The sequence below is a fragment of the Variovorax boronicumulans NBRC 103145 genome (assembly GCF_001591345.1).
Lineage (GTDB): Bacteria > Pseudomonadota > Gammaproteobacteria > Burkholderiales > Burkholderiaceae_C > Variovorax > Variovorax boronicumulans.
Genome location: NZ_BCUS01000048.1, coordinates 1 through 17448, shown reverse-complemented (window position 1 = coordinate 17448; position 17448 = coordinate 1). Strand labels below are relative to the sequence as shown.

The following is a 17448-nucleotide window of genomic DNA, read 5'->3' as shown; positions in this document are numbered from 1 at the left end:
CTTACCGATCGTGGCGGATCACGTGGAACCCTTCCTCGGCCGTGGGCGGCACGAAGTGGCGGGTGATCAGGTCGAACTGCGCGTCGGAGGTTTCGAAGGGGTGCTCGCCCGCCGCGTTGCGCGCCCGCAGCCGTGCCTTGCAGATGTCGTCCGGCACGTCGAGAAAGTGCAGCTGGTGCGCCGCGCCGGCCTGCTCGAAGAGGCCGCGCGCCCAGGCGCGGTGGCTCACCGTGTTGGCCGGAAAGTCGAGCACCACCGACACGCCGGCGCCCAGCAGCGCGCAGACGTGCTCACCCATCGCCTGCTTTAGCCGGCCGGCGGCGCGCACGTAGTCGGGCAGCGCGTGGATTTCACCGGGGTAGAGCGCGGCGAGCCAGGTGTCCTCGCTGATGCACACGGTGGCGGGCGCCTGCGCCAGGCGCCGGGTCAGCGTGGACTTTCCGGCGCCGATCTTGCCGCAGACCATGTGCAGCACGGGCGTAGATGTGGGTGGTGTCGGTGTCATTCGGTCTCCTGCGGGTGGGGAACAAAGCTCGGGAGACGGACAAGAAAAACCCGCCTCCTGGGGCGGGTTGCATGGCGTGGTTTCGAACCGTGCGCTAGCTCACCCGCTCTCGCGAGAGCGGGCGAATGATCGATGCGGTGCGAAGGCGGGCCATGAAGGGCGAGGTTAACCCGGCCCGGGGCGCGCGGGAAAGCGCCGGCGATCACGCGTTGCCGATGGCGCGCCATTGACCGTGCGGCGCGGGCGAACCAGGAACCACGGTTCGAAATGCGCAAGAAATACCCGTGGGGCGATTTGGGCGCATTTGTGAATCGGATTCGATATTTTTGTTATCTGTGTAATTATTTGTGTTTATTCCATTTTTTATATTCTTAGCCGATGTAATTAGTTTGAACTAATTTGAATTTCTTATTGCAGCCTGGCAAAAAATACGTGCTAAAGAAGTGAGCCGGTTTTTTTCGAAGCCGCCAGGGCAGGGAAATCGCAGGGGCCGCGAGGCTCCGGGCCCTCACTTCTGGAGCAGCTCATGGACGAATTCCTGATCGCCGTCGACGCCGAAGACCGGCCGCTGCACGCGGTCGAAAAGATGAGTGCCCACCGCGAGGGCATCCTGCACCGGGCGTTCTCGATCTTCCTGTTCGACACGCAGGGCCGGGTGCTGCTGCAGCAGCGCGCGCTGGGCAAGTACCACTCGCCCGGCCTGTGGAGCAACAGCTGCTGCGGGCATCCGCGCCCCGGCGAGGACACCGGCGCGGCCGCCCTGCGGCGGCTGCACGAAGAGCTGGGCCTGCGGTGCGCGCTGCAGCCGGTGACGGCCTTTCTCTACCGGGAGGCGGTGTCCGCGGAGCTGGTCGAGCACGAGTACGACCACGTGTTCGTCGGCATCGCGCACGGGCTGCCGCAACCCGACCCCGGCGAGGTGCGCGAGTGGCGATGGCTGGCATTGCCCGAGTTGCACCGCGAACTGGCGCGGGCCCCGGCGCACTTCACCATCTGGCTGCACCGCATCGCCGAGCGCTTCGGGCCGGAAGGCCTGGGGGCCTGGCGGGAGCGCGCATTGGCGACGCATTGACGGCGCATTGACGCGCGGCCCCGGCCAGGCCCACAAGGCCCACCGATTCCCGTGGCTTTCGGTCGAATTGCACCTACCACCAAAGTTCTATATCAAAAAAATTCTCTTTAACAGGAACTGTGATTGCACTAAATTCTCAATTCACTCCCGGCGATGCCTTACAAGCCTGGGAGTCGGTTAATTCAAGGATTTGATGAGAAGGAATCACCTCTGTTGAATTGGATTGGATCCGTGGTTTGCGTCCGTGGTCATGGGAATTCACGCAATTAGAATTCCCCGTTGCGTGGCCTTCTCGCCATTCGATGCGATTGAATTGCTTTGAAAGAAGGCAGACATGAAGCAGAAGAGCGAACAGGCCGCGGTGTACCCCTGCACGTCCACGACAGCCCTCGGCTGAAAGGGGGCTGCGGTGTTGCGCATCACCTTCCGGCAACTGGAGGCCTTTCACTGGGCCGCGACATTGGGCTCCGTCAACGCGGCGGCCCGCCACCTCTTTGTCAGCCAACCGGCCATCACGGCCCGCGTGAGGGAGCTCGAAGGCATCCTCGGGCACGCGCTGTTCGCGCGCAGCCAGCAGGGCGTGCAGCTGACCGCGGCCGGCGACGAACTCTTCCAGCAGGTGCAGCAGCTGCTGAAGGCAGGCGAAGAGGTCGAGCGGCGCGGCGGACGGCTGGTGCCGCCGCTGGCCGCGGGGCTGCGGCTGGGCATCGACGAATCGCAGCACCTGTAGCGGCGGCTGCTGCTGCTGCCGCCGCGCGCGCGGTCAGTCGTGCAGCGACGACAGGAACTGCTTCAGCTCCGGCGTCTGCGGCGCACCGAACAGTTCCGCTGGCGGGCCCATCTCGTGCACGCGGCCCTGGTGCATGAAGATCACGCGGTCGCTGACCTTGCGCGCAAAGCTCATCTCGTGCGTGACCATCAACAGCGTCATGCCTTCGTCGGCCAGCGACTCCACCACGCGCAGCACCTCGCCCACCAGCTCGGGGTCGAGCGCCGAGGTGATCTCGTCGCACAGCAGCACGGCCGGTTCCATCGCGAGCGCGCGCGCAATGGCCACGCGCTGTTGCTGGCCGCCCGACAGCTGCTCGGGCATCGCATCGAACTTCTCGGCCAGGCCCACGCGTTCGAGCAGCTTGCGCGCCTGCGAAGCGGCTTCCATCGACGAACGCTTCTTCACCAGCGTGGGCGCCAGCATCACGTTCTTGCCGACCGTGAGGTGCGGGAACAGGTTGAAGCCCTGGAAGATCATGCCCACGCGCTGGCGCAGCGTGCGCATGGCCATCGCGCTCTCGTGCAGGAGCGGCTTGCCGTCGACAGTGAGCGCACCTTCCTGGAACACCTCGAGCCCGTTGATGCAGCGCAGCAGCGTGCTCTTGCCCGAGCCGCTCTTGCCGATGATGGCGATCACCTCGCCGCGCTTCACGTCCAGGTCGATGCCCTTGAGCACCTCGTTCGTGCCGTAGGACTTGCGCAGCGCCGTGATGCGCACGATGGGCGCGGCGAACGATGCGGCTTCGGGTTGGGTTTGGGGTTCAAGCACGGCGGCCATGGGTCTTCCTCTCGAGGGTCTTGGCGTACAGGCTCACGGGGAAGCACAGCACGAAATAAAGCAGGGCCACGCAGCTGAACACCACGAAGGGCTGGAAGGTGGCGTTCGAAATCATGCTGCCGGCCTTGGTGAGTTCGACAAAGCCGATCACCGACGCCAGCGCCGTGCCCTTGATCACCTGCACCAGGAAGCCGACCGTCGGCGCGATGGCGATCTTCACGGCCTGCGGCAGGATCACGTGGCGCATCTGCTCGCCGAAGCTCAGCGCCAGGCTGCCCGAGGCCTCCCACTGGCCCTTGGGGATCGAGGCCACGCAGCCGCGCCAGATCTCGGTGAGAAAGGCGCTGGTGTACAGCGTGAGCGCCACGCTCGCGGCCGTCCACGCCGACACGTCGATGCCGAACAGCGCGATGCCGAAGTAGGCGAGAAACAGCTGCATCAGCAGCGGCGTGCCCTGGAACAGCTGCACGTACAGGCCCACGGCCCGCTGCGCCGCCTTGCCGCCGCGCAGCCGCGCGAACAGCAGCAGCCCGCCCACGAGCCCGCCGCCAACGAAGGCGATGAGCGAGAGCACGACGGTCCAGCGCAGCGCCATCAGCAGGTTGCGCAGGATGTCCCACAGAGAAAAATCGACCATGGTGCAAGGGCCTCGCGTTCAGCGGCCGAAGAAGAAGCGCGGCCCCGCCCACTGGAGCAGGCGGCGCAGCGCCACGGCCAACGCCAGGTAGATGAGCGTGGCGACGATGAAGGATTCGAAGGCGCGGAAGTTGCGGCTCTGGATCAGGTTGGCCGCATAGCTCAGCTCCTCGGTCGAGATCTGCCCGCACACCGCCGAGCCCAGCATCACGATGACGATCTGGCTCACCATCGCGGGCCACACCTTCTTGAGCGCCGGCGGCAGCACCACGCGCAGGAACACCTGCGCCTTGCTGAGCGCCAGGCTCACGGCGGCCTCGATCTGCCCCTTGGGCGTGGCCTCGATGCCGGCGCGGATGATCTCGGTGGAATACGCGCCCAGGTTCATCACCATCGCGATCACCGACGCCACCTCGGGCGAGAGCTTCACGCCCGCAGCCGGCAGCCCGAAGAAGATGAAGAACAGCTGCACGATGAAGGGCGTGTTGCGGATCAGCTCCACGTACGCGCCCACGAGCGCGCGCAGCCACGCCGGCCCGCCCGAGCGGGCCCACGCGCACAGCGTGCCCACGGCCAGCCCGAGCACGGTGCCGACGGCCGTGAGGCCCAGCGTCCATGCCACGCCGCGCAGCAGCAGCGGCCATTCGGCGAGCACCGCGCCGAAGTCGAATTCAATGCCCATGGCCGCGCCCTTCGATCAAACCGGCAGGTCGCCGGCCGCCTTGCCGAGCCACTTCTTGGACATCGCGTCGAGCGTGCCGTCCTTCTTGGCGGCGGCAATGATCTCGTTGACCCGGGTCTTCAATGCGGTCTCGCCCTTGGCGATGCCGATGAAGCAGGGGCTGTCTTTCAGCAGCAGCTTGTACTCGGCGCTCACCTTCGGGTTCTTCGCGAGCATGTCGCCGGCCACCGCCGCGCTGGTGGCGAGGGTCTGCGTCTGGCCGGCCACGAAGGCGGCGATCGTCGCGTTGTTGTCCTCGAAGCGGCGGTAGTCGACGTTAGGCGGCGCCACCTTGTTCAGTTCCTGGTCTTCCATGGCGCCGCGCGTCACGGCGACGGTCTTGCCGGCCATGTCGGCGAAGCTGGTGAGCTTCATGCTCTTGGCCGCATACACGGCCTGGAAGAAGGGCGCGTAGGCCGCGCTGAAGTCGATCACCTTCTCGCGCTCGACGTTCTTGCCGAGCGTGGAGATCACGAGGTCGGCCTTGCGCGTCTGCAGGTAGGGGATGCGGTTGGCGCTGGTCACCGGCACCAGCTCGACCTTCACGCCCAGCTTGGCGGCGACGAGCTGCGCCATCTCGACGTCGAGGCCCTGCGGCTGCATGTTGCGGTCGACCGAGCCGTACGGCGGGTAGTCGGTGGGCACGGCGATCTTGATCGTCTTGGCCTTGAGCACGTTGTCGAGCGCGTTCTGCGCCTGGGCGGCGCCGGTGACGGCCAGCAGGGCGACGCTGGCCAGCGCGAGGGCAAGGCGGCGGGAGGCGAAAGAGGTCATAGAAGGGCTCCTAGGTAGGTCGATGAATCGGTGGTGGCGTCGTCGGCGGGCGCGGCGTTGCGGCGGCGCTTCGGTGTGGGGGTGTTGTTCAGCGGTGCCAGCGCATCGCGCAGCTGCGCGAGCGGGTCGGCGGGCGCCTGCACGCGCAGCGCCGACTGCACCGTGCCGATGTGTTCGGCCATCAGCGCCTCGGCGGCGGCGTGGTCGCCGCGCTCCAGCGCCGCGACGATCTGCACGTGGTCTTCGCACGACTGCACGGCGTCGTGCGTGCTCTGGTAGAGCATGGCGATCAGTGTGGTGCGCGCGGTGAAGTCGCGCAGCGTGTCGGCCAGCAGCGTGTTGCCCAGGCATTCGGCCAGGCACACATGGAAGTCGCCCAGAAGAAAGCTGCGGTGGCCGACGTCGCTCTCTTTCAGTGCGGCCTTTTCACGTTGCAGGTGCGCCTTCAACTGGCGCAGGGCGGCCTTGTCGATCCGGCCCGTGCTGCGGATGAGGCCGAGCTCGATCACGCGCCGCGCCTCGAAGGCCTCGCGCGCCTCGTCCTGCGAGGGCTCGATGACGAACCAGCCGCGCCGCGCGCTCACCGTGACGATGCCGCGCGCAGCCAGCCGCGTGAGCGCCTCGCGCACGATGGTGCGGCTGCAGTCGAACAGCATCGCCAGCGGCTGCTCGCCCAGGCGCGCGCCGGGCGCGAGCTTCTGTGCCATCACCGCTTCGACGATGCGTGCACTGATTTCGGATGCGGAGATGGCCATAGGCCTGCATATCAGCAGCTTCCGTGCCAACTGGTATGCAAGCCGTGTGCACCGAAATGGGCCGGCCGTGGTGCGCCGGCGGTGCGCGCTAGCGCTGGCCGAGCGCGCTGCGGGGCAGGGCCAGCAGCATGAGCAGCGCCGACAGCACCAGCGCGCCGCTCAGCACATACAGGCTGGCCGTGAAGCCGCCCGTGAGCGTCTTGAGCGCGCCCACCATCATCGGTGCCACCAGCCCCGCGCTGCCGCCGATGGTGCTGATGAGCGCAATGCCCGCCGCCGCCGCGCTCTTGGACATGAAGCTGCCGGGAATTGCCCACAGCACGGTGAAGGCGCTCGAGATGCCCATCGACGCCAGCGCCAGGCACAGCACGGCGGCCACGGGGTTGTGCATGAAGAGCGTGGTCAGCGCCAGCCCGGCCGCGCCCGCGAGCGCGCCCAGCGCGAAGTGCCAGCGGCGCTCCTGGTGCCGGTCGGAATGGCGCCCCACGACGATGTTGGCCGCGATGCCGGCCACGGCGGGAATCACCGAATAGAAGCCGATCTGCAGCACGCTGAGCCCCATCGACTTCAGGATCGTCGGTTGCCAGAACGACAGCGCATAGATGCCCAGGATGATCAGGAAGGACATGAAGCCGATCAGCCACACGCGCCCGTCGCGCATCGCCGCGCCGAAGGTGTGGCGCCCGGCGGCGCCGTGCGCGGCCTGGTCCTCGGCCAGCAGGTGCGCCACGCGCTGCTTCTCGGCCGCCGAAAGCCACGGCGCCTGCGCCGGGCTGTTCGACAGCGTGCGAAAGGCGATCACGCCCAGCAGCACGCTCGGCAGCCCTTCGAGCAGGAACAGCCACTGCCACCCGCGCAGTGCCAGCACGCCGTCCAGGTAGGTCATCGTGAGCCCGGCGATCGGCCCCGCGACGATGGGCGCTGCGCCGAAGGCCATGAAGAAGAGCGCGGTGGCCTGCGCGCGGCGGCGCGAGGGAAACCACAGCGTCAGGTAGAACAGCACGCCCGGTGCGAAGCCGGCCTCGAACACGCCGATGAGAAAGCGCAGCACGTAGAACTGCGTGGGCGTGGTGGCGAACATCATCGCCGCCGAGGCCAGGCCCCACAGGCCCATGATGCGCAGCAGCGTGGCGCGCACGCCGATCTTCGCGAGCATCAGGTTGCTCGGGATCTCGAACACCGCGTAGCCGAGAAAGAAGATGCCCGCCCCCAGGCCGAACACCGCGTCGCTGAAGCCCAACTGGTCCTTCATCTGCAGCTGCGCGTAGCCGACGTTGGTGCGGTCCAGGTAGTTCAGCACGTAGCAGGCGCACAGCAGCGGCATCAGCCGCCAGGTGATCTTGCGAAAGAGCGCGGCGTCGTCGCGCGCATCGGCCGAAGCCGGCGTGCGCGCGCCGGCGGCGGCATCGAGGGTGGCGGTGTTCATCGGTGTGTCTCCTTTTCTTTTTTGTGCGCGTGTTGGCAGGTCAGGCCCGCACGAGCGCGCCGAAGCTGGTTTCGCCCCACAGGTGGCTCGTGGGCGCGCCCGGAAACAGCCAGTGCGGCGAGCACTCGGCCGACGGCACGACGTTGCTGAAGCCATGCAGCGCCGAGGTGCCCGCGAGCGTCTTCTCGAGCACCATCGACAGGTACTGGTCGTTGCTGCTTTCCTGCGTGTTGCCGTTGAGGATCACCTCGGCGCCCGTGGCCTGTGCATAGCGGCGGATGCCGTTGTGGCGCGACTGCAGCGGCGCCCAGCTGTCGGCCGACACGCCGTTCTCGCTGCTCACGCGCAGGCCGTCGCCCGTGCGGTACACCAGCGAGTGGTTGCCTTCGGTGTGCCCCGGCGTGTGCACCAGCGCGACGCCGGGGCCGAGCTGCAGGCTGCCGTCGAAGGCGACGATGCGCTCGGTCGGCACACCGTCCAGGCCGTGCGGGCAGTACCACTCGGCCTGCACCGGCAGCAGGCCCTGCACGTTCGCGAGCTCCTGGCGGTGCACCAGCAGCTTCGCGTTCGGCAGCAGGCCCGGTGTGCCCGCGCTGCCGAGCCAGCGGCGCACGTCCTGCGTGTGCAGGTGGTCGTAGGTGATGTGGTCGATCTGTTCGGGCGCCACGCCGCAGCCGGCGAGCGCCTGCAGCACGGTCTGGTAGACCGGTGCGATGGCCTTGTGCAGGAACTTCGGCGTCTGGTCGCTCAGGCGCTTGAAGTAGGGCGTTTCGTTGCCGGCTTCGAAGTCGGCCGGCGTGAAGAGCAGCGTGCGCAGCCGGCCTTCGAAGTCGTCGTACTGGACCAGCACGGTGCGCGCCAGCAGGTGAACCATGTGCGGCTTGAGCAGCTGCTGCGAGTACACGCCGGTGAAGGCGAACCACGCGGGGTACGGAATGCGCAGCAGGTTGAAGCTGCGCGCGAAGTGAACGGGCGGTGCGTCGAGCAGCCGCTCGCGCAGGGCTTCGGCGCCGCGGCGGATGGCGCGCAGGCGGTCTTGCGGCATGGCGGCGTGGCGCGTGCCGTCGAGTTCGGTGATCTGCGCGAAGCCGGTGGGGTCGGGGTCTCGGGTCATGGTCGTCTCCTGTGTCTGGATGCGTGGGCTGCCTGGTGCGTCGCTCAATACATCGAGCGCCCTCCGGAGATATCGAACACCGCCCCGGTGCTGAACGAGCACTCGTCCGACGCCAGCCACGCGGCCATCGCCGCCACCTCGTCGACGTCGACAAAGCGCCCCATCGGCACGCGCGAGAGCAGGGCGGTGCGCAGCTGTTCGCGGTGCTCGGCGGGCACACCCGCGAAGACGGCCGTGTCGGCCGCCGACGGCGTGATGCAGTTCACCAGCACGCCCGACGACGCCAGCTCCTTGCCGAGCGACTTGGTCAGCGCGATGAGCCCGGCCTTCGAGGCCGAGTAGGCGGCGTTGAAGCCATTGCCTTCCTTGCCCGCGACCGAGGCGATGTTGACGATGCGCCCGCGCCGCTGCGCCAGCATCAGCGGCGCGATGGCGCGGCAGCACAGCCAGGCGCCCGTGAGGTTGATGTCGAGCACGTGGCGCCATTGCGCGGGCGTGTGCTCCCACGCGGGCACCGTCGGCCCCAGCACGCCCGCGTTGTTGACGAGCACGTCGACGCGGCCGAAACGCTCCTGCGACTGCGAAGCCGCGTGGGCGATCTGGTCTTCGTCTCGCACGTCGACCAACGATGTGACCACGGTGCCCCGCGGCGCCAGTTGCGCCATGGCATCCATCAGCGTCGCAGCCTCGACATCCCACAGCGCGACGCTCGCGCCGTTCGCGAGGCAGCGCCGCGCGATGGCCAGGCCGATGCCGCGCGCACCGCCGGTCACGATCGCATGGCGCCCTTCGAGTGGCCGGGCGAGCGTGTCGGTCATGCCGTGGCGGCCTCAGGTTGCGGGGCGGTTTGGCCGAGCAGCCCGGCGACCAGGCCGCCCACCATCTCCGGGGGCACGCCCACGAGCAGCTGGCGCAGCATCGTCAGCGTGTCGAAGTACACGCGCTCGCACACCAGCCGGTCGCCCTCGAAGATGAAGAAGGCGTTCATGCGGCAGCGAAAGCTGTTGCCCGTCGGCGGCAGGCCCTTGAGCGGGCCGTGGTGCGTGCCGAGCAGCCAGAACTCCACGACCACCGAATCGTCGGCATGGCGCAGCTGGATGATCTCGTGGCGCTGGTCGGGGAAGGCGCGGCGCGTGTCGGTGTAGTACTGGCGCACGTCGGCGATGCCGTCGTGCACCTCGCCGCTGGGAATCAGCTCGTAGTGCGGGTGCGGGAAGGTGCCGAGCACCGCGTCGAAGTCCTGGCGGGTCTCGTCGGCGAAATGGTCGAGCACGAGGCGCTCGCGGCGGGCTTGCAGGTCGGTCAGTGTGGTCATCGGGGTGTGCTCCATGCGACAGGGGTGACAGGGGACATCGGGTTGCCGCGAATGCGTCGACCCGGGTGGCCTGCGTACTATCGACAGCCCCTCGACGCCAGACTGTCCGGTGTTGGCAATCGAGGCTCCGGACAAACCCGCGATGCCACGCTCTTCCCCTTCTGCCAGCGCCAGCCCCGCCGAGCCGGACGCACAGCCTTCGCCCGTGCACAACAGCGACATGCGGCTGGCCGACGACGTGCAGCAGCGCCTGCTCGCCGTGGCGCACCGGCGCACGCTGGTGCGCGGCGAATCGCTGTTCCACAAGGGCTCGTCGCCCGACGCGCTGTTCGGCGTGGTCAGCGGCTCGTTGCGCGTGAGCGTGGTCGCGCCGGGCGGGCGCGAAGCGGTGATCGCGATGCTCGAGCCGGGCCACTGGTTCGGCGAGGTCTCGCTGCTGGTGGGGCGCGAGCGCGTCTACGACACCTGCGCCGTCGGCACCACCGAGATGGCCGTGGTCGCCGCGGCCGACTTCCACCAGCTGGTGGCCGACCATCCCGACGTGCACATGGCCTTCACCCGGCTCGTGTGCCTGCGCCTGCGCCAGGCGCTGGCCTGGATCGACGACGTGATCCTGATGCCGCTGCCCGTGCGGCTGGCGCACCGGCTGCTCACGCTGGACGCGCGCGCGGTGGCGCCGACGGAGGAAGGGGGCGGCACGCTGCTGGGCGTGTCGCAGGAAGACCTGTCGTTCATGCTCGGCGTGTCGCGCCAGAGCGTGAACCGCCAGCTCAAGCTGTGGGAAGAAGACGGCACGCTGCGCGTGCGCTACCGCAGCATCGAGCTGCTCGACCGCGCGCAGCTGGAGCGGCACGCGGCCACGCCGCGCTGAGCGCTGGCGGGGCTCAGTCCATCCGCGCGCCCGAGGCCTTCACCGCCTTGTCCCAGCGCGGCGTTTCCGTCGCGAGGAAGCGTGCGAAGTCCTCGCTGCCCAGGTAGGCCGGGTCCGCGCCCTGGCTCACCATGCGCTCGCGCACCTCGGGGCTGGTCAGCACCTGCCTGAACGCATCGCTGAGCTTGGCGACCACGTCCTTGGGCGTGTCCTTCGGCGCCAGGAAGCCGTAGAAGCCCACCACCTCGAAGCCCTTGACGCCCGACTCGATGACGGTCGGCACGTCGGGCAGCGCGGGGTTGCGCTCGCGGCTGGTCACGGCCAGCGCGCGCACCTTGCCCTGCTTGTGATAGTTGGCGGCCTGCGGAATCGATTCGGCCATGAACTGCACCTGCCCGCCCATCAGGTCGGTGAAGGCTGGCGCGCTGCCGCGGTAGGGGATGTGCACCATGAAGAGGCCGGTCGCGGTCTTGAACATCTCGGGCACGAGGTGGCTGATGCCGCCGTTGCCCGCCGAGCCGTAGTTGACCTGGCCCGGCCGCGCCTTGGCGTAGTCGATGAACTGCTTGAGGTTCTGCACCGGCAGCTTGGGCGTGACCAGCAGCGCCAGCGGCTGCATCGCGGTGCGCGCGATCGGCACGAAGTCGCGCTGCGTGTTGTAGGGCAGCTTGCTGTAGAGCGCGCCGTTGATCACCGCCACGCCGGTGTTGGCCAGCACCAGCGTGTAGCCGTCGGCCGGGCTCTTGGCGACGAAGTCGGCACCGACCGAGCCGCCCGCGCCGGGCTTGTAGTCGACGATCAGCGGCTGGCCGAGCACGGCCTGCAGCTTGTCGGTCAACAGGCGCGCATGCTGGTCGAGCGGGCCGCCGGCCGGGAAGCCGATGACGACCTTGATCGGCTTGTCGGGGTAGGCGGCCAGGGCCGCCGTGGTGCCGAACGCACCGAACGCGCCGAGGGCGAAAGAAAGGACCGCCGATGCGGTCCGGGTGGGCTTGCTCATGATCCGTCTCCTTTTTTGTGGAGACGATCATAAGCAGCGCGGTCAGCTCGCCAGCGTGGCCTTCAGCGTGATCTCGGGCACGCTCGCCAGCGCCTTCGACAGCGGGCAACCGGCCTTGGCGGCGGCGGCGATTTCCTGGAACTTCGCTTCGTCGAGGTTCGGCACGGCCGCGTCCAGTTCGAGCTGGATGCGGTCGATCTTGAAACCGGCGCCGTCCTTGGCCAGCCGCACGGCGGCCTTGGTGTCGATGCGCGTCGCGGTCAGGCCTGCCGCTTCCAGCGCGAAGGCAAAGGCCATCGTCAGGCAGGCCGCATGGGCCGCGCCGACGATTTCCTCGGGGTTGGTGCCGCGCCGGTCGTCTTCGAAGCGGCTGGCGAAGCCGTAGGGGTAGTCTTTCAGGGCGCCGGTCTCGGTGCTGACCAGGCCCTTGCCGGTCTTGCCGGCGCCTTCCCAGTGAACGCTTGCGTGCTTGTCTGCTGCCATGACATTCCTTCAGTCAGGTGGAGGGTGGATCGGAAAGGGAGAACCGCAGGTATCGCTCCGAAATCCGCGCCTGTCTGTAGTCGCAGAGCGCATCGCATCGGGGTCCGACGTCAGCCGCCGTGCACGCCCCACGTGCTGCGCTTCAACTGTCCGCGGACCTCGCCGCCCGGCCAGGCCTGCGTCGACACGCTGACGTACCAGAGGCCGGCCATCAGGTCGGCCATCTGCGCGGGCGTCAACCGGCTCGTGCCGGTGCGCTCGTAGCCGGCGCCGGTGCCGTCGTTGCGCGGCTCCCCCTCGCTGGGCAGCGGCAGCTGGATCGCCAGCGGGCCGTTGCTGCCCGCGGCGGCGGGGCCGTAGAAGCCGACGACCGTCGCCGGGCCGCTCAGGCGCGCGGCGTTCACGCGCCATTCGAACAGCCCGGTGGCCAGCGTCAGGGTGCCGGCCGCCGAGCCGCCGGCCTTGCCCTTGTGCGGCGGGACCACGTCCTCGGTTCCGAGCCAGCAGTCGGCCACGAACCAGGTCGGTGGTTCCTTGGACGGCTGCTCCGTCGCCGGGGACGACAAGCCGAACCGCGGGACCCGCGAGCAGCCCGCCGCGGCCAGGGCGGCCAGTGCGGCACCGAAGAGGGCGATGCGTCGGCGCAAGGTGGGGCGGGCGGGATCGGGCATGGCAGACAGGCACAGGTGAAGCGGAGCCCGCACGATAGCCGATGCGCCTGCGCATGCCCGACGTACGAAGAATGGGCGTCGCCAAGGTGACGCCCCGGGGGCTTCCCCGATGGGAGCGGCGGCCGGTGCGGCTTAGGCTGGCGCATTGCGCCTTTGTCGCACCGCTTTCTTTCCCTCTCCTTTTTCCTCCTCCGCCTGTTCACAGACCATGCAACCACGCCCGCATTACAAGTTCTGGCCCAAGCGCCTCCCGCATTCGATCACCGTCCCCGCGACCTCGCTGTGGCACAACCTGGCCACCTCGGCGGCGCGCTACCCCGACAAGGCCGCGCTGGTCTTCTTCGGCCGCGTGCTGAGCTACCGCGACGTGGCCGACCAGGTCGAGCGGCTGGCCGGCACGCTGCATGCGCTGGGCGTGCAGCGCGGCGACCGCGTGGTGCTGAACATGCAGAACTGCCCGCAGCTGGTGATCGCGCATTTCGCCATCCTGCGCGCCAACGCCGTCGTGGTGCCGGTCAACCCGATGAACCGGGCCGAAGAGCTCAAGCACTACATCGTCGACCCCGACGCCAAGGTGGCGATCACCACCGGCGACCTCGCGGCCGAGCTGGCCAAGGCCAGCGACGCACTGCCGCCCGAGCAGCGCCTGTCGCACCTCATCGTGAGCCAGTTCACCGACGCCTTCGATGCCGGCGTGACCGGCGACGACGCCCCCGCGCCGGCCTGGGCCGACTGGCTCGGCACGCGCCACCCGCTGCCCGCGCTGGCCGACGGCCAGGTCATGGCGTGGACCGACGCGCTCGCGGCCGGCCACCCGGCCCCCGCACACGTGGTGGGCGCCAACGACATGGCGCTGCTGCCCTACACCAGCGGCACCACCGGCCTGCCCAAGGGCTGCGTGCACCACCATTCGAGCCTCATGCACAACGCGATGGCCGGCCAGCTCTGGGGCCAGGCCACGTCGGAGGCGGTGGTGCTGGCCGTGGTGCCGATGTTCCACATCACCGGCGTGGTGAGCATGATGCACACCTCGATCCTCGCGGCGGCCACGCTGGTCATCATGCCGCGCTGGGACCGCGACGTGGCGGGCCGGCTCATCTCGCGCTGGAAGGTCACGAGCTGGACCAACATCCCCACCATGGTCATCGACCTCATGGCCAGCCCCAACTTCGCGAGCTACGACCTCACGAGCATGACCCACATCGGCGGCGGCGGCGCCGCCATGCCGCAGGCCGTGGCGCAGCGCCTGTTCGAGCAGTACGGCCTGAAGTACCAGGAAGGCTACGGCCTCACCGAGACCGCCGCGCCCTCGCACACCAACCCCTCGGACCACCCCAAGCAGCAGTGCCTGGGCATTCCGTTCATGAGCACCGACGCGCGCGTGGTCGACCCCGACACGCTGCAGGAGATGCCCATCGGCGAATCGGGCGAGATCATCATCCACGGCCCCGAGGTGTTCCAAGGCTACTGGAAGCGCCCCGACGCCACCAAGTCTGCCTTCGTCGAGTTCGAGGGCAAGCGCTTCTTCCGCTCGGGCGACATGGGCCGCATGGACGAGGAGGGCTACTTCTTCATCACCGACCGCCTCAAACGCATGATCAACGCGAGCGGCTTCAAGGTGTGGCCGGCCGAGGTCGAGCTGCTGATGTTCCGCCACCCCGCGATCCAGGAAGCCTGCGTCATCTCGACCAAGGACGACTACCGCGGCGAATCGGTCAAGGCCGTGGTGGTGCTGCGCGCCACGCACAAGGACACGACCGAGCAGCAGATCATCGACTGGTGCCGCGAGAACATGGCGGTCTACAAGATTCCGCGCAAGGTGGAGTTCGTCGATGCGCTGCCCAAGAGCGGCAGCGGCAAGGTGATGTGGCGCCTGCTGCAGGAGAAGGAAGGCACCGCGGCCTGATCGTCGCTGTGGGCTACAGCTGGCGCGCGTAGCGCCCCGGCGCTTGGCCCACATGGCGGCTGAAGGCCGTGCTGAAGGTGCTGGCCGAGCTGTAGCCGACGCGCGCGGCCACCTCCGCCGGCGCGCAGCCGCCGCGGCGCAGCAGGTCCTTGGCGATCGCCATGCGCCACGCCAGCAGGTATTCCATCGGCGGCAGGCCCACGGCGCGCGAGAAGCGCTCGAAGAAGGCCGAGCGCGAGAGCGCGGCCTTGCTGGCGAGTTCTTCCACCGTCCATGAACGCGCGGGGTCCGCGTGCATGTGCCGCACGGCGGCGGCCAGCCGGCTGTCCGCCAGCGCGCGCAGCAGCCCCGGCGGCGCGCCTTCGCCGGGCGCCGAGCGCAGCGCCTCGATCAGCAGCACCTCGACCAGCCGCCCGAGCACGAGGTCGCGCCCCGGCCGCTGCGCCAGGGACTCTTCGCGCACGAGCTGCACCAGCAGCGACAGCCGCGCGACGCCGCGCATGTGCAGCACAGAAGGCAGCAGCGACACCATCAGGGCGGCGTCGGGCGAATCGAAGGCGAAGTAGCCGCCGAGCATGCGCACCTCGGGTGGACCGTTCCGGTCGCCGTGGCGGACCTCGTTGTGTGCGTCCTCGCGCGCCGCCTGCTCATGCGAATCGAGAAACACCGGCGGCGCCGGCGTGCGCCCCGACAGCGTGAAGCCGGGCGTGGCCGGCATCAGCAGGAAGTCGCCGGCGGCCAGCGCCAGCGGCGGCTGGCCGTCGACCGCCAGGATGCAGTCGCCCTCGAGCATGGTGCAGAAGCTGGGCTGGCCGAAGGCCGTGTAGCGCACGGCCCAGGCGCCGGCGCCCGCGATCACCTTGGAATACACGGCGCGCGGGCGAAGCAGCGCGATGACCTCGGCCAGGGGATCGGCCATGGCTGGACTCCTGCAAAAGAAATGGCGACGTTCGATGGTAGCAAGTCCGGTCGGTCATCCCTATCGTTGGGACTCTTCATCGCCCACCACCAAGGAACCCCATTGAAAACCGCACTGATCACCGGCTGCTCCTCCGGCTACGGCCTGGCCACCGCGCGCCACTTCCACGCCCAGGGCTGGCGCGTCGTCGCCACCATGCGCACGCCGCGCGACGACCTCTTTCCCGACGCGCCGAACCTGCGCGTGCTGCCGCTCGACGTGACGCAACCCGACAGCATCGCCGCCGCCATCGAGAACGCGGGCCCGATCGACTTGCTCGTGAACAACGCGGGCGTCGGGCTCTTCGGCGCCTTCGAGGCCACGCCCATGGCCACCGTGCGCGAGGTGTTCGAGACCAACACCTTCGGCATGATGGCCATGGCGCAGGCCGTGCTGCCGCAGTTCCGGGCGCGGCGCTCGGGGGTGCTGGTCAACGTCACCTCGACCGTCACGCTCGCGCCGATGCCGCTGGTGGCCGCGTACACCGCGAGCAAGACGGCGATCGAGGGCTTCACCGCCTCGCTCGCGTTCGAGCTGGCGGCCTTCAACGTGCGCGTGAAGCTGGTCGAGCCGGGTTACGGGCCCGGCACGCGGTTCACCGAGAACGGGGCGCAGCGCATGCAGGGCCTGATCCCGCCGGACTACGCACCGCTGGCGCAGGACGTCTTCGCTGCGCTGGGCAACCCCACGGCCGTGACCACGGCGGCCGACGTGGCCGAGGCCGTCTGGCGCGCCGCGAACGACACGGCGGCGACGCTGCGCTATCCGGCGGGCGCGGACGCGGTGGCGCTCGCGGCGGCCCGGCCGGCCTGAGCCACGCTGTCCGCAAGCGCGGGCACTGCGGCCTTTTTGCTTAAAATGAGAATAATTCTTATTTGTAGGCGGAACCCCCGCCGCCGTGCCGCCCGCCATGTCCGCTGCCGAAGCCGCCTTCCAGCAAGTCCACACCCTCTACAGCGACCACCACGGCTGGCTGCAGTCGTGGCTGCGCAAGAAGCTCGGCAATTCGTGTGACGCGGCCGACCTGGCGCAGGACACCTTCGCGCGGCTGCTGACGGCGCGCAACCTCGAGGTCATCGCGCAGCCGCGCGCCTACCTCACGAGCGTGGCCAAGAACATCCTCGTGAACTGGTACCAGCGCCAGGCGCTGGAGCGGGCCTACCTCGAGGCGCTGGCCGTCATGCCCGAGCCCGAGGCGCCGTCGCCCGAGCAGCGGCTGGTGATCCTGCAGACGCTGCACGAGATCGACGCCATGCTCGACGCCCTCAAGCCGCTCGCACGCCGGGCCTTCCTGCTGTCGCAGCTCGACGGCATGAAGTACGAGGACATCGCGCGCGAGCTGGGCGTGTCGCTGGTCACGGTCAAGCGCTACATGCAGCAGGGCTTCCGGGGCTGCCTGGCGGTGATGGCATGAGCGCCGCGCCGGGCCGCCCCAAGCAAGCGCGCGCCGAAGTGCGAAGCACGAAGGCATTCTGATGAGCGCCATGAATTTCGAAACGTCAGCACTTGCGCCTCGCGTGCTCGACGAAGCCGCCGAATGGCTGATGCGGCTGCACGACAGCGCCGTCACCGACGAAGACCGCCGCGCCTGCGAGCGCTGGCGCCAGAGCCACCCCGACCACGCCCGCGCCTGGGCGCGCGCCGAGCAGCTGATGAACAAGCTCGGCGGCCTGCCGCCGGCGCTGGCGATGT

Annotated in this window: 21 protein-coding genes; 7 read left to right on the top strand and 14 right to left on the bottom strand. The window is 68.9% G+C overall.

What is annotated here, in order from left to right; genetic code table 11:
• Position 1: 1 nt before the first annotated feature.
• The gene (locus VBO01S_RS15585) at positions 2-505 is read right to left on the bottom strand and encodes a P-loop nucleotide/nucleoside kinase family protein (RefSeq protein ID WP_082818161.1); all 504 of its coding nucleotides are present in this window, start codon (positions 503-505) and stop codon (positions 2-4) included.
• 526 nt (positions 506-1031) lie between these two features.
• On the opposite strand from VBO01S_RS15585, the gene idi reads away from it, so the two are divergent.
• On the top strand, positions 1032-1577 hold the full coding sequence (gene idi, locus VBO01S_RS15580; protein ID WP_062475956.1) for an isopentenyl-diphosphate Delta-isomerase: 546 nt from the start codon (positions 1032-1034) through the stop codon (positions 1575-1577).
• A 409-nt stretch (positions 1578-1986) separates the two neighbouring features.
• Entirely contained in the window at positions 1987-2307 is a 321-nt protein-coding gene (locus tag VBO01S_RS15575; RefSeq protein ID WP_159275929.1) for a LysR family transcriptional regulator, read from the top strand.
• Between the two features lie 33 nt (positions 2308-2340).
• On the opposite strand, the gene VBO01S_RS15570 is transcribed toward VBO01S_RS15575, so the two are convergent.
• The 9 genes from VBO01S_RS15570 to VBO01S_RS15530 all read right to left on the bottom strand — a co-directional run bounded on the left by VBO01S_RS15570 (position 2341) and on the right by VBO01S_RS15530 (position 9867).
• Positions 2341-3126, bottom strand: a complete 786-nt coding sequence (locus tag VBO01S_RS15570; protein WP_062475950.1) for an amino acid ABC transporter ATP-binding protein — start codon at positions 3124-3126, stop codon at positions 2341-2343.
• Positions 3110-3763: an amino acid ABC transporter permease gene (locus VBO01S_RS15565; protein WP_062475947.1), complete on the bottom strand. Its 654-nt coding sequence runs from the start codon at positions 3761-3763 to the stop codon at positions 3110-3112. Before VBO01S_RS15565 ends, VBO01S_RS15570 begins: the two co-directional genes overlap by 17 nt.
• An 18-nt stretch (positions 3764-3781) precedes the next feature.
• The gene (locus tag VBO01S_RS15560; protein ID WP_062475944.1) at positions 3782-4444 is read right to left on the bottom strand and encodes an amino acid ABC transporter permease; all 663 of its coding nucleotides are present in this window, start codon (positions 4442-4444) and stop codon (positions 3782-3784) included.
• 15 nt (positions 4445-4459) lie between these two features.
• Positions 4460-5257, bottom strand: coding sequence for a transporter substrate-binding domain-containing protein (locus tag VBO01S_RS15555; protein WP_062475941.1), 798 nt, complete (start codon positions 5255-5257; stop codon positions 4460-4462).
• Positions 5254-6012, bottom strand: coding sequence for a GntR family transcriptional regulator (locus VBO01S_RS15550; protein ID WP_062475938.1), 759 nt, complete (start codon positions 6010-6012; stop codon positions 5254-5256). The genes VBO01S_RS15555 and VBO01S_RS15550 overlap by 4 nt, the downstream gene beginning before the upstream one ends.
• Positions 6013-6100: 88 nt before the next feature.
• The gene (locus tag VBO01S_RS15545; protein ID WP_062475935.1) at positions 6101-7438 is read right to left on the bottom strand and encodes an MFS transporter; all 1338 of its coding nucleotides are present in this window, start codon (positions 7436-7438) and stop codon (positions 6101-6103) included.
• A 40-nt stretch (positions 7439-7478) separates the two neighbouring features.
• Complete coding sequence (locus tag VBO01S_RS15540; protein WP_062475932.1) at positions 7479-8552, bottom strand: MBL fold metallo-hydrolase; 1074 nt, start codon at positions 8550-8552, stop codon at positions 7479-7481.
• A 44-nt stretch (positions 8553-8596) separates the two neighbouring features.
• Positions 8597-9370 carry an SDR family NAD(P)-dependent oxidoreductase gene (locus tag VBO01S_RS15535; RefSeq protein ID WP_062475929.1) on the bottom strand — a complete coding sequence of 258 codons (774 nt, stop codon included), beginning with the start codon at positions 9368-9370 and terminating at the stop codon, positions 8597-8599.
• A complete protein-coding gene (locus VBO01S_RS15530; protein ID WP_062475926.1) occupies positions 9367-9867 on the bottom strand; it encodes an ester cyclase in 501 nt (166 codons plus the stop codon). The genes VBO01S_RS15535 and VBO01S_RS15530 overlap by 4 nt, the downstream gene beginning before the upstream one ends.
• Before the next feature lie 142 nt (positions 9868-10009).
• On the opposite strand from VBO01S_RS15530, the gene VBO01S_RS15525 reads away from it, so the two are divergent.
• A complete protein-coding gene (locus VBO01S_RS15525) occupies positions 10010-10738 on the top strand; it encodes a Crp/Fnr family transcriptional regulator (RefSeq protein WP_062475924.1) in 729 nt (242 codons plus the stop codon).
• Between the two features lie 13 nt (positions 10739-10751).
• Here the strand turns inward: VBO01S_RS15525 and VBO01S_RS15520 are convergent, their stop codons facing one another.
• From VBO01S_RS15520 to VBO01S_RS15510, 3 genes are all read right to left on the bottom strand, one after another.
• Positions 10752-11738 carry a Bug family tripartite tricarboxylate transporter substrate binding protein gene (locus VBO01S_RS15520; protein WP_062475921.1) on the bottom strand — a complete coding sequence of 329 codons (987 nt, stop codon included), beginning with the start codon at positions 11736-11738 and terminating at the stop codon, positions 10752-10754.
• A 42-nt stretch (positions 11739-11780) separates the two neighbouring features.
• Positions 11781-12221: an OsmC family protein gene (locus VBO01S_RS15515; protein WP_062475918.1), complete on the bottom strand. Its 441-nt coding sequence runs from the start codon at positions 12219-12221 to the stop codon at positions 11781-11783.
• A 110-nt stretch (positions 12222-12331) separates the two neighbouring features.
• On the bottom strand, positions 12332-12892 hold the full coding sequence (locus VBO01S_RS15510; RefSeq protein WP_082818159.1) for a CHRD domain-containing protein: 561 nt from the start codon (positions 12890-12892) through the stop codon (positions 12332-12334).
• A gap of 208 nt (positions 12893-13100) precedes the next feature.
• Between VBO01S_RS15510 and VBO01S_RS15505 the strand changes: the two genes are divergently transcribed.
• A complete protein-coding gene (locus VBO01S_RS15505) occupies positions 13101-14798 on the top strand; it encodes a long-chain fatty acid--CoA ligase (protein ID WP_062475913.1) in 1698 nt (565 codons plus the stop codon).
• Between the two features lie 13 nt (positions 14799-14811).
• Here VBO01S_RS15505 and VBO01S_RS15500 read toward each other — a convergent pair whose 3' ends face one another.
• Positions 14812-15717 (bottom strand): AraC family transcriptional regulator, encoded by a 906-nt coding sequence (locus tag VBO01S_RS15500; protein WP_062475911.1) that lies wholly within the window; start codon positions 15715-15717, stop codon positions 14812-14814.
• A 102-nt stretch (positions 15718-15819) separates the two neighbouring features.
• Between VBO01S_RS15500 and VBO01S_RS15495 the strand changes: the two genes are divergently transcribed.
• The 3 genes from VBO01S_RS15495 to VBO01S_RS15485 all read left to right on the top strand — a co-directional run.
• Positions 15820-16569, top strand: coding sequence for an SDR family oxidoreductase (locus tag VBO01S_RS15495; RefSeq protein ID WP_062475909.1), 750 nt, complete (start codon positions 15820-15822; stop codon positions 16567-16569).
• Positions 16570-16666: 97 nt separating this feature from the next.
• Positions 16667-17170: a sigma-70 family RNA polymerase sigma factor gene (locus VBO01S_RS15490; protein WP_062475907.1), complete on the top strand. Its 504-nt coding sequence runs from the start codon at positions 16667-16669 to the stop codon at positions 17168-17170.
• 61 nt (positions 17171-17231) lie between these two features.
• Positions 17232-17448 (top strand): FecR/PupR family sigma factor regulator (locus VBO01S_RS15485; protein WP_157627374.1); only part of this gene is annotated, 217 nt, incomplete at its 3' end.